Genomic DNA, 10,678 nt, shown 5'->3' with positions numbered 1-10,678 from the left:
CGCTAAATCATCCTACATAGCCTACTGTCTCTATCAGCGCGTTTTTTTGTATGTCGTAATTATAGAAGTAGAAAGTCTCAGAGTCAAGAGTTCGACTCTTCTTTATCCTTCTCAATCTTCTCTAAATTCTGTGTGTCGATATCGTATTCTAATAAGGTTTCCCAATCATCTGTTTCAATTAAATCTAATTGAGCTTCAACGAGCATTTTGAAACGATTTTTAAAGATACGAGATTGTTTTTTCAATTCTTCAATTTCAGTAGCAATGCGACGTGCTTTTGTCAACGACTCGTTAACAATACGATCAGCATTTTTTTCAGCTTCCTTGACAATCAACTCTGCTTCTTTCTGAGAGTTGCGTCGAACTTCTTCCGAAGCTTCTTGAGCGACGAAAATTGATTTTTGTAAGGTTGACTCGATTGTATTGAAATGGCCAACTCGTTCGTCGGTTGTGCGTAACCGTTCTTCTAAAGTTGCCTTATCTTTTAACAAAATTTCATAATCTCTCATAATTTGTTCCAAAAATTCATTTACTTCGTCTTCTTGATATCCACGGAACGCCCGGCTGAATTCTTTGTTATGTATATCTAACGGGGATAATGGCATTGAGTAAACCTCTCCTTAACTTGTCATGTTATCTTCCTATTATACAGTTCATGGCGCTAAATTTCAGTATTATTTCGTATTTTTTCCGAACCGTCTAGTTTTTTGCTTCTAAGCGGCCAATCTGTAGTCGAACCTTATCCTTCTTGGTGCGGCCTTCGATCATAATCAACCGAACACGACCAAAGCCTCTTGAAGAGATCATATCCGATTCGTGCAGTTCGAATGACGGCTGCTCTTGCAAAGTCCAGTTGACTTTCACTTTTCCACCGTGGATTAACGCCGATGCTTTCTGGCGAGAAATGTGATAAACCGAACTCATTACCGTATCCAATCTCATGGAACTGACCGTATACGATTCTTCAATCCATTCTTCGCTCGTCTCGATTAATTCTTTTTCGTTTGTTATTTCGTTTAACTGAACTTTCACTTTTGCTGCACTAACAAAATTACTTTGCATATAAGGACTGATTTCATTCATAACTGCAAGTTGAACACGTTCGTTATCTATGCGAATGTCTCCAAATTTACTGCGGTCAAGCCCCAATGACATTAATGATCCTAATATATCAGGATGACGCAAGTTGACAAATTTCGATGGATACTTCAATTCAAAAACAGTAATATTAAAATCTTCCTGTTGTGGTTCAAAATAAGAAGGATACAGTAACACTCGTTGTCTTTCTGCATTTTTAAAAACGCCAGACGTCATCATTTTCACGTCGCTCGATCCGATGACTGCTTCAACAATAAAGCGCTGTCGCGGATCGAGAAAATCAGTCAATCTTGGTGAATAACGGTCTTCAACTTCCCGTAGCCAGCCCGAAGCTTGTTCGATAAACTGCTGTTCTTCTTTTCTAAAATGTTGAAATATCTCTTCCATACGAATGCTCCTTCACATGTGATTGGTTTTTAAGAAAAAAACCTCACATCACGTGAGGTTTAGGGTTAGGCTAAATAATTAAATAACACGATGATGCCTTGACTAGCTAAACTCAAAGTGAATATCGCAACAATTGGTGAGATGTCGATCATACCGATTGGCGGGATAAAGCGTCTGAATATATCCAAATAAGGATCCGTAATTTTAGAAATCATTTGTCCAAAGCTAGATTCTTTTATGCTCGGTACCCAACTCATGAATACACTAACAATTAGAATATAGAAATAGATATTAATCGCCGAGAGTAATAAATTAACAAAAATTATCATATTATTTTAAGGCACCTTTCTTATTGTTGCTCGTCGTAGTAATAATCTGAAATGGCGCCATCCACTTCTACAGTGTCTGGTACGCATAAGAAAATATCCGTTCCAATACGTTGAATATCTCCACCAAGAGCGTAAACTGTCCCACTCAAAAAGTCGATGATTCGTAGACCTTGATCTTTTTCAATGCGTTGGAGATTAACAACGACAGCCTGTTTGTTTTTTAGACTTTCCGCTATATCTTGTGCTTCTGCATAAACTCTAGGTTCTGCCAAGCTAACTTTTGAAGATTTTGAAGCACTTTGTAAACTAACTAAATTAGGCACAATGGTCTCCTCTACTTTCTGGCGCCGCTCTTTCGGTGCTTTTTTCGGTTCTTGCATCGCAGCTGGTTTTTCGTAACGTGGAGCTGACTTTTGCTGTGTCATAGGTTGTTCGTGCACTTGCTCTTCTTCATACTCATCTAAGTAAAAGAAATTTTTAAATTTGTTTTTCATACTCATCGCTTTGCCTCACTTTCCGACCCGACTAACGCTGTTCCAATTCGGACAAAAGTTGCTCCTTCTTGAGCAGCGATTAAGTAATCATTGGACATGCCCATGGAACATTCTGTACACGGTGCGTGGGTCCAGTGTTTCTCTGATACTTGGAGTTGGAGTAATTTTAATCCTTTAAATGCTTCGCGAATAATTTGTTCGTCTGTAGTATTTGGCGCCATCGTCATCAATCCAACTACTTGAATTTTATCGAAGTCTTTTAGAGATTCAATAAAATCAATTGCGTTTGCAGGATCAATTCCACTTTTTGACTCTTCACCAGATACGTTAATTTGGACAAAACATTTCACTTGGCGACTTGCACGTTTTTGGATTTCTTTCGCTAAACTAGAGCGGTCCAAAGAATGCAAATAATCAATTTCGTTAATAACTTCTTTTACTTTTCGTGTTTGCAAATTGCCGATATAATGCCAACATACATCTTCTTCAATTGCTTCAAGTTTCGATGCCAATCCTTCTGGGCGATTTTCACCCAAATGGAGGATTCCAGCGTGAACTGCTTCTTCCGTACGTTTCACATCCACTTGTTTAGTCACAGCAATAATTTGTATATTATCTTTAATAGCATTTAACTGTCCGGTAATTTCTTTAAAGACGGGTTCAATAGGTTTCATATATTCACAACTTTTCTATAGAAGTCCCCTACATTGTACCAAGTTTCAGCTGATTTATCAATTAAGCTCTTTCCTAAAAAAAACAGCTGCCCAACGGCAGCTGTTTGGATTAACGTCTCTTTTGACGATTGCGTAAGAAAGTCGGGATGTCTAGTGCATCGTCGCTTTGTTTTTCTTGTCTTTGAGGCTCTTGGTTGTAGTAAGGTGGTTGTTCTTCACGACGTTGCTCGTCACGGCGTTGATCTTCGCGACGCGCATCACGAATTGAAGGCGCTGGAGTCTGTTGTTGAATCGACTGCACACGGCTTGAATTCAATCCAGATCCTCTTGGTGTTCTTGGTTGAAGTTGCTCTTCGTTAAATCCAGTCGCAATAACTGTCACGATGATTTCATCTTTTAAGTTATCGTTAATAACAGAACCGAAAATCATGTTTACTTCTTCATCAGAAGCTGATGCAACAATATCAGCTGCTTCTTGAACTTCATAAAGGCTAAGATTAGATCCACCTGTAATATTCATCAAGACACCTTTAGCACCGTCAACTGAAACTTCAAGTAACGGACTTGAGACAGCTTTTTTAGCTGCTTCAGAAGCACGGTTTTCCCCTGAAGATACACCGATTCCCATTAATGCAGAACCTTTATTCGACATAATTGTTTTAACATCGGCGAAATCTAAGTTGATCAATCCAGGAACGGCGATCAAATCAGAAATACCCGATACACCTTGACGAAGAACATTATCCGCTTCACGGAATGCTTCCAGCATTGGTGTGTTTTTGTCAACGATTTCAAGTAAGCGGTCATTCGGGATAACGATCAATGTATCAACAGATTCTTTCATAGAAGAAATACCGCCGATTGCTTGAGTAGAACGCTTGCGGCCTTCAAAAGTAAATGGGCGAGTAACAACACCAACTGTTAAAGCGCCAAGTTCTTTAGCAATTCCAGCAATAACTGGTGCTGCTCCAGTACCAGTTCCGCCGCCCATTCCTGCTGTTACGAATACCATATCCGCTCCGCGCAAAGCTTCTTCGATTTGCTCTTTGCTTTCTTCTGCAGCTTTTTTCCCCACATCTGGGTTAGCACCGGCACCAAGTCCGCGTGTCAATTTCCCTCCGATTTGAAGACGTACTTCTGCTTTTGAAAGGTTCAAAGCTTGAGCATCTGTATTTACTGCAATAAATTCTACACCTTGTACTCCATGTTCGATCATGCGGTTTACAGCGTTGTTTCCTCCGCCACCAACACCAATAACTTTAATTACGGCCAGTGCATCAATATTTGTATCAAATTCCAACATTCTTTTTCCTCCTAAAATTGCTTAGCTTTTATAGTTGCAAGCTAGATGCAACATTGATTTTATTCAAAGAATCGATCAAACATCTTTTTAGCTTTGGTTACGACACCTTCAGAATTTTGCTTTGGTTGCTTTTGTTTTTTAGGTTGCTGCACTTCTTGGTGCTCAACTTTCGCAGTTCCCGCAACAGCCCCACCATTTCCAATACGGCCATAAAAGACATCTTCCATGTATGCATATTGAATTAGACCAACCGCTGTCGTGTACTGTGGTTCACGTACGCCGATAAATTCTGGTGTGAATAGACGAACTCGAGTTTGCAAAATATTTCGAGCAAGTTCTGGAAGTCCATCCAATTTAGCCATACCACCAGTTAAAACAACTCCTCCTGGCAGGTCTTGAACGCCCAAACGATAAAATTCATCTAAAATCAGTTCGAAAAGCTCTTCCAGGCGAACTCCGATTATTTCAGATATGTATTTTTGGTTATATTGTTCTGTTGAATCCGATCCAATAACAGGAACCTCAAATACTTCGTCTTCTGAAGCATCTTCAAAAAATGCATGGCCATACTCGAGTTTAATTTTTTCAGCTTGATCTGTCGGTGTCTTCAAAATAATGGACAAATCTTTTGTTACGTGGTCGCCTCCAACTGGAATAACAGAAGAAGCGGTCAAGTGGCCGTCTTGGAAGATGGAAATAGAAGTAGATCCTCCACCGATGTCAATACATGCTGTGCCATGATTTTTCTCGTCTTCAGTCAATGCATAATTTCCTGCTGCAAGTGGTTGTACATAAATATCGCGGATTTCAAGTCCCGCTCTTTCTACACAACGAAGTACATTGTGTAAAATTGTTTTTGAAGTTGTCACCATTGTACCATCCATTTCAAGGCGGATACCAATCATGCCTCGAGGATCTTTGATTTCACCCAAATGATCAACGATGTATTGTTCAGGAATGATGTTTACTAGTTCCCGCTCTGGTGGAATCGACATAACTTGAGCCGCTTCCAATACACGATCTAGGTCGTCATCGGTAATTTCCCGATTCTCGCTGTTAACTGCCACAATTCCTTTAACAGGCTGTAGCACCGCTTTGTTAGCCGGAATTCCTAATACCACTTCATGGATTGACTTACCGATCATGCGTTCTGCTTGATCAACCGCTTTTTTAATGGATTGCACCGTTGCATCTATGTCAACAATCGCACCTTTTTTAATTCCATTAGATTTCACATTTCCAACGCCAATAACATTCAGTGAATTGTTGGCCATTTCTCCAATTAAAACTTTAATGGATGACGAACCGATATCTAGACTAACGTATAATTCTGATTGACTCAATTCGTGGCACCTCCTTATTAAACTGCTGTACTTATATTCTATTGCAAATCGTGCACCTTGTCTAAGAAAATCGCGAAACTTAAAAAAATTTCCTTCAATTGTTTAAATTGTTTCTCTAACTGCCTTTTTTTCAGCCCATTTTGCTAAAATAATGCGGCGGATGACCGCAATGTTTTGAAATAGTCGAACACCGAATGCAAAAATAGCAGCCAAGTATAAATCTACACCTAAATGAACACCAAGAAAAGCAAGACCTGCTGCAAGGACGATATTGAAAAAGAATCCTGAAACAAATACTTTGTCATCGTACACTTGTTGCAAGTGGGCACGAATTCCACCAAATAATGTGTCGAGCGATGCCAGTACGGCAATCGACAAATAGTTAGCATATTCAGGTGGAATATGGATATCTGTCAATAGCCCGAGCGATATACCAAGTATTAAACCTAAAATGGACAGCCACATCGCTATTCCTCCTCTGTTGACTGTAAATATTTGGTGTCTATCACTTCATCATACGCTTCGATGATTAGATCTTTTTTAGGAGCCGAAACGGTCAGTGTTAGATTATCGATATAAAAATCATCTAAAATACGTGAAGACAATAAATGATTATACAGCTTTTCTGAGTCTTCCATAGACTCAGAAATTATTTTTATGGAAAACGGAGGCAGTTCTATCGGTTTCGCGTTAACCGTCGTTTGACCATTTATATCTCGTATTGCTGTCGTATTAATAATTCGCTTATTGTCGATTGAAACATACAAACCGTTGTAACGATTAATTTCATTGACTAGCCGAATAAGCAAATCCGGCGAGATCCCTTCTATTTCGAAGCCCAACGCAACCGCTTCCATTGAAGGTTCAACGAGAATTTCTATTCCCGGTCCCGTAGTCTCCGTTAAACCAGCTGCATTTCTCAATTCCCCTGCAGTTTCCCGCAAAGCTTGTTCGGGGCTGGCGTTTGTGTCCACATCATATTTGTTCAACGTCTCATCTAACGTGCTGATTTCTGATAGCAGTTGTGAGTGAAGTTGCTTTTCTCTCGACAGTTCTTGTCTTACTTCCCATACATCTCGCGTATCTCGGGCATCAGGTTCATTAATCGTGTTGTATTGCATAGCAGTCATTAAGCCGATTACAAACATAATCACTGTAAATCGGGTAAGAATTCTTTTTTTCATCTAACTCTCCCCTTATTCACGATTCTGTCAGCAAAGCGGCCATTTTAATAACCTGCCCTTCATCCAATGTGACGATAATGTTGTCATTGAGCAGTTGATCCATAATTCCGCCAGTCAATTCCATCGATGCTGTCAGTACTTCAGGTTCACCGATAGCTTCAATTACGAAAGGAGCGGGATATTGTGCACCATCTACAGTTATGACTGGTCCTGTACAAACAATGTATGAATTTCCATGAATACGCTGACCATTGATTGAAATAGCCTGTGCTCCTGAAATATACAATTCATTGATTACTTGGAAAACGTGGCTTTCGTGCACAATGTAATCGTTTGGATTAACTGAATTTGAATCATAATCCCCGTCTTGCAATGTCACTTTTAATCCACTTCCCTGTACGGGCACTAAACCGAGATATCTTCGAAGCTCTTTGGCTTCTTCTGCATACTCTGTATAGCGATTTTCGCCATCGGCAAAGGATTTTTCATATTCTTGAACTTCGCTTTGCTTTTCTTGCAATTCATTTTTCAACTCTTTATTGCGCTCTTGCTGATCAATCAACTCTTTGCGGTAGCGTTCTTCCTGTTCGAAAAATGCACCACCCGTAAACTCTGCCGTCTCTCTATTAGCATTTGATAAACTATAGGAATAAGCCATAATAAATCCGAGCACCAAGAAAACCAGGGAAAAAACAACCGATTTGCTAAAACTTTTACGGTTGCTCTTCTTCGGTTTCTTCATCTTCAGGACCCTCCTTTGCAAAACCATAAACATCCGCATAAGAACGGAAGAATATTCCCACTTCCATATCAATTATGCCTTGTTGATCATCTTCTAATTGCGCGATGACAGATGGATAGTAATTCATCTTTTCTGCTAATGTGCTTAAAATACCACGAACTTCATTTCCATCATTCATATATAAGGTCACATAATCCGCGTCTTTTTGCTCAGGATCTAGAATAATTTGGGAAATCAGCTGAAGTACTTCAGGATCAATATCTGTTAGCTGATCAATTAACTTTTCTCGTATTTTCTCATTTTCAAAGTTTGAGTAAATCGGACCATCAACATTTGTCACTGGCTGATCTAAAGCCAAGTTATTCGACAAGACAATCTGATAGCTGTTACCGCGATCTAGATATCCCATTTGAACATATTCCTTTAAATCAATTTCCACACCGGTCAACCAATTTTTCTTAACCGTCGATTCTTCCACCCACTCCAACTTTTCCAGTTGTTGCGCAACAGTCCCTGCATCAAAAGACCACATCGAATCTCCGATAGCTAGTCCACTTGCAGCTTGGTAGCTTTTTTGGTCAAAGAGAACGGCACCTTTAATAGTGATGGTCTGGATTTCACTGTACTTCGACTGGCTGTATAATAGTACGGCAAGCAAAGTGAGAAAAATGAGCAGCAGCGCCACGAACTTGCGATTGGTTCTTTTTTTTCGCCGCTCGCGAAGCGACGGGATGCGTTCTTCGATATCAATCACTTTGTCCATAATTGCTGCCCCTTATCTATTATTCGTTTGCTTCTGTCATTTGTTGAACTGCTGCAATAAAAGCATCGCCCCGAATTTCAAAACTATCGTATTGGTCCCAGCTTGCACAAGCAGGTGATAGAAGAATTGTATCGCCACTAGCAGATTCTTTAATTGCTTTGTCAACTGCATCGTCCATTTTTCCTGCTTGAACTATCGTTGGCACACCACAATCTTTTGCAAACGTCGTGAACCGCGTTGCTGTTTCACCTAAGGTCACTAATACTTTGACACGATTCATAAATGGACGAATTTCTTCAAGTGAATGGTTTCGCTCTAATCCACCCGCTAATAAGATGATGTTTTTCGGGAAAGCTTCCAATGCGCTCTTAGTCGCTAAAGCATTGGTAGCTTTTGAATCGTTATAGAATTTGCGCCCCTGCCACTCAACAATAAATTGAGAACGGTGCTTTACACCCGTAAATGACGTTAAGACACGTGTAATGGTTTCTTTTGTTCCGCCTTGAATCAAAGTTGCTGCTGTAGCAGCCAAAATGTTTTCCAGATTGTGCTGGCCACCCAGCATAATCTTCGAACGTTCAATCAATTTTTCGCCTTGCCAATAAACAAATTGATCGTCAGCACTGATACTTGTAGCGGTGCGTCCTTGCAACGTAAAAGGAATGAGTTGCGCTTTGCAGTTCTTTGCATGCTCGACTAGAATTGGTTGATCTGCATTATAGATAAAGTAATCTTCTGCTGTTTGGTTTTCAGTCAGCTTCATTTTAGAAGCTCGATAATCCTCTATTGATCCATGATAATCCAAATGCGCTTCATACAGATTTGTAATAATTGCGATATCTGGACGGAAATCTACAGTTCCCTTCAACTGAAAAGAAGACAATTCCGTTACAATTATATTTTTTGCTTTTGCTTTTTCTGCGACTCCACTTGCTACTGTTCCAATATTTCCTGCAATTAATGGATTTTTATTGTCTTGGTTGAGCATATGAAACAATAAAGTAGTTGTTGTTGTTTTACCATTAGAGCCCGTAATTCCGATAAAGGGAGCTTCGCTAATTAAATAAGCCAATTCAATTTCAGTCCACACTGGAATTTGCTTTTCTATTGCTGACTCAATCAATACATTGGAATAAGGAATTCCTGGATTTTTGACAACTAATTCAAAGCCCTCTTCTAACAAATCTTCAGGATGTCTGCCACAAATAACGGTAACGCCCATATTCAATAATTCCTGTGCTTCAGGATTTTCTTCAAAAGGCTTAGAATCGTTAACGGTAACAAATGCACCTAGCTTGTGAAGAATACGAGCAGCAGTAAATCCGCTTTTCGCTAACCCTAAAACCAGGACTTTCTTTTGATATAAATGTGGAGCTTCCTTCATTTACATTACCTCCAAAAAGACGGCGATTGCCGCACTGATAAGACCGACTGACCAGAAAACAAGGACCACTTTCCATTCTGACCAACCGCTCAACTCGAAATGATGGTGAATAGGGCTCATTTTAAAAATTCGTTTTTGACGCAATTTAAAGCTACCTACTTGTAAAATAACTGAAGCTGTTTCGATAACAAAAACTAATCCAATTAACAACAACAATAATTCTTGTTTTAGTAAAATCGAGACCATTGCAAGTGCCCCACCTAATGCTAGCGAACCTGTATCGCCCATAAAGACTTTTGCAGGATATTTATTGAAGATCAAGAATCCAAGCAGTCCGCCTGTTACAGAAAAAGTGAAAATCGCGATGCCTACTTCGTCTTGATAAATAGCTAATACACCAAATGCAGCAAATGCAATAGACGCTGTTCCAGCTACCAATCCATCTAGACCATCTGTCAAATTAACTGCATTGGAAAATCCAACCAACCAAAAGACGATAAAGAACACGTATAGCCATGATAACTCAAATGAGATGTCAGTAAAAGGAATAGTGACACCTGTCTCAAAGTCAGTCCCACTCAAAACAAAGAATGAAATGACCGCTATAACGATTTGAGCAATTAATTTTTGTAGCGATGTTAACCCTAGATTGCGCTTTAGTACTACTTTGATAAAGTCATCCAAAAAGCCAATCAAGCCATATCCAAAAAGCACCAACAATAAAATTAGTATTTTAGCAGTTACCAAGTCAGCAAACCAAGCGACTAGCAACACCGTGACAATGATTGAGATTAGGAATACCAGACCGCCCATAGTCGGCGTACCCGTTTTCTTCATATGTGATTCAGGTCCTTCTTCACGTATGCTTTGTCCGAATTTCATTCGTTTCAATAACGGTATAAATACTGGCATTAGTATAACCGTTAACAATAAAGCAATTCCTAAACCCATTACTACATAACTATTCATTTATAGAG

At 39.5% G+C, this 10,678-nt stretch carries 13 protein-coding genes and 1 other annotated feature (1 of these 14 running past the window's edge); all 13 genes read right to left on the bottom strand.

The features are described from left to right. Positions 1–46, bottom strand: a binding site (T-box leader); it reaches 169 nt to the left of the window's first position. 37 nt (positions 47–83) lie between these two features. Further along, positions 84–605, bottom strand: coding sequence for a DivIVA domain-containing protein (locus tag QMF37_RS03545; protein ID WP_058384881.1), 522 nt, complete (start codon positions 603–605; stop codon positions 84–86). A 94-nt stretch (positions 606–699) separates the two neighbouring features. Further along, positions 700–1,485: a YlmH family RNA-binding protein gene (locus tag QMF37_RS03540; protein WP_058384880.1), complete on the bottom strand. Its 786-nt coding sequence runs from the start codon at positions 1,483–1,485 to the stop codon at positions 700–702. 65 nt (positions 1,486–1,550) lie between these two features. After that, on the bottom strand, positions 1,551–1,814 hold the full coding sequence (locus QMF37_RS03535; RefSeq protein WP_058384879.1) for a YggT family protein: 264 nt from the start codon (positions 1,812–1,814) through the stop codon (positions 1,551–1,553). A gap of 20 nt (positions 1,815–1,834) precedes the next feature. Then, positions 1,835–2,314 carry a cell division protein SepF gene (locus tag QMF37_RS03530; protein WP_058384878.1) on the bottom strand — a complete coding sequence of 160 codons (480 nt, stop codon included), beginning with the start codon at positions 2,312–2,314 and terminating at the stop codon, positions 1,835–1,837. Next, positions 2,311–2,982, bottom strand: a complete 672-nt coding sequence (locus QMF37_RS03525; protein ID WP_071153621.1) for a YggS family pyridoxal phosphate-dependent enzyme — start codon at positions 2,980–2,982, stop codon at positions 2,311–2,313. The genes QMF37_RS03530 and QMF37_RS03525 overlap by 4 nt, the downstream gene beginning before the upstream one ends. A 109-nt stretch (positions 2,983–3,091) precedes the next feature. Beyond that, positions 3,092–4,285, bottom strand: a complete 1,194-nt coding sequence (gene ftsZ, locus QMF37_RS03520) for a cell division protein FtsZ (RefSeq protein WP_071153620.1) — start codon at positions 4,283–4,285, stop codon at positions 3,092–3,094. Between the two features lie 59 nt (positions 4,286–4,344). Further along, a complete protein-coding gene (gene ftsA, locus QMF37_RS03515; RefSeq protein ID WP_058384875.1) occupies positions 4,345–5,628 on the bottom strand; it encodes a cell division protein FtsA in 1,284 nt (427 codons plus the stop codon). Positions 5,629–5,730: 102 nt separating this feature from the next. Beyond that, on the bottom strand, positions 5,731–6,093 hold the full coding sequence (locus QMF37_RS03510) for a small basic family protein (protein WP_071153619.1): 363 nt from the start codon (positions 6,091–6,093) through the stop codon (positions 5,731–5,733). Between the two features lie 2 nt (positions 6,094–6,095). Then, complete coding sequence (locus QMF37_RS03505) at positions 6,096–6,812, bottom strand: DUF881 domain-containing protein (RefSeq protein WP_071153618.1); 717 nt, start codon at positions 6,810–6,812, stop codon at positions 6,096–6,098. 16 nt (positions 6,813–6,828) lie between these two features. Further along, complete coding sequence (locus QMF37_RS03500) at positions 6,829–7,554, bottom strand: DUF881 domain-containing protein (RefSeq protein ID WP_071153617.1); 726 nt, start codon at positions 7,552–7,554, stop codon at positions 6,829–6,831. Beyond that, entirely contained in the window at positions 7,526–8,317 is a 792-nt protein-coding gene (locus tag QMF37_RS03495) for a cell division protein FtsQ/DivIB (protein ID WP_058384871.1), read from the bottom strand. Before QMF37_RS03495 ends, QMF37_RS03500 begins: the two co-directional genes overlap by 29 nt. 19 nt (positions 8,318–8,336) lie before the next feature. Beyond that, positions 8,337–9,701, bottom strand: coding sequence for a UDP-N-acetylmuramoyl-L-alanine--D-glutamate ligase (gene murD / locus QMF37_RS03490; protein ID WP_283476582.1), 1,365 nt, complete (start codon positions 9,699–9,701; stop codon positions 8,337–8,339). Further along, the gene (gene mraY, locus QMF37_RS03485) at positions 9,702–10,670 is read right to left on the bottom strand and encodes a phospho-N-acetylmuramoyl-pentapeptide-transferase (RefSeq protein ID WP_071153615.1); all 969 of its coding nucleotides are present in this window, start codon (positions 10,668–10,670) and stop codon (positions 9,702–9,704) included. Positions 10,671–10,678 lie beyond the last annotated feature (8 nt).

Source organism: Planococcus sp. S3-L1 (assembly GCF_030063085.1).
GTDB lineage: Bacteria > Bacillota > Bacilli > Bacillales_A > Planococcaceae > Planococcus > Planococcus kocurii.
The sequence above is the reverse complement of the archived record's forward strand: the minus strand, read 5'-3'. Positions and strand labels throughout refer to the sequence as shown.

What these genes read in the sequence shown, in the direction of transcription:
- ftsZ (WP_071153620.1), bottom strand. Translation starts at nt 4,285, where the DNA reads ATGTTGGAATTTGATACAAATATTGATGCACTGGCCGTAATTAAAGTT.
- mraY (WP_071153615.1), bottom strand. Translation starts at nt 10,670, where the DNA reads ATGAATAGTTATGTAGTAATGGGTTTAGGAATTGCTTTATTGTTAACG.
- QMF37_RS03510 (WP_071153619.1), bottom strand. Translation starts at nt 6,093, where the DNA reads ATGTGGCTGTCCATTTTAGGTTTAATACTTGGTATATCGCTCGGGCTA.
- QMF37_RS03540 (WP_058384880.1), bottom strand. Translation starts at nt 1,485, where the DNA reads ATGGAAGAGATATTTCAACATTTTAGAAAAGAAGAACAGCAGTTTATC.
- murD (WP_283476582.1), bottom strand. Translation starts at nt 9,701, where the DNA reads ATGAAGGAAGCTCCACATTTATATCAAAAGAAAGTCCTGGTTTTAGGG.
- QMF37_RS03545 (WP_058384881.1), bottom strand. Translation starts at nt 605, where the DNA reads ATGCCATTATCCCCGTTAGATATACATAACAAAGAATTCAGCCGGGCG.
- QMF37_RS03500 (WP_071153617.1), bottom strand. Translation starts at nt 7,554, where the DNA reads ATGAAGAAACCGAAGAAGAGCAACCGTAAAAGTTTTAGCAAATCGGTT.
- QMF37_RS03530 (WP_058384878.1), bottom strand. Translation starts at nt 2,314, where the DNA reads ATGAGTATGAAAAACAAATTTAAAAATTTCTTTTACTTAGATGAGTAT.
- QMF37_RS03495 (WP_058384871.1), bottom strand. Translation starts at nt 8,317, where the DNA reads ATGGACAAAGTGATTGATATCGAAGAACGCATCCCGTCGCTTCGCGAG.
- QMF37_RS03525 (WP_071153621.1), bottom strand. Translation starts at nt 2,982, where the DNA reads ATGAAACCTATTGAACCCGTCTTTAAAGAAATTACCGGACAGTTAAAT.
- QMF37_RS03505 (WP_071153618.1), bottom strand. Translation starts at nt 6,812, where the DNA reads ATGAAAAAAAGAATTCTTACCCGATTTACAGTGATTATGTTTGTAATC.
- QMF37_RS03535 (WP_058384879.1), bottom strand. Translation starts at nt 1,814, where the DNA reads ATGATAATTTTTGTTAATTTATTACTCTCGGCGATTAATATCTATTTC.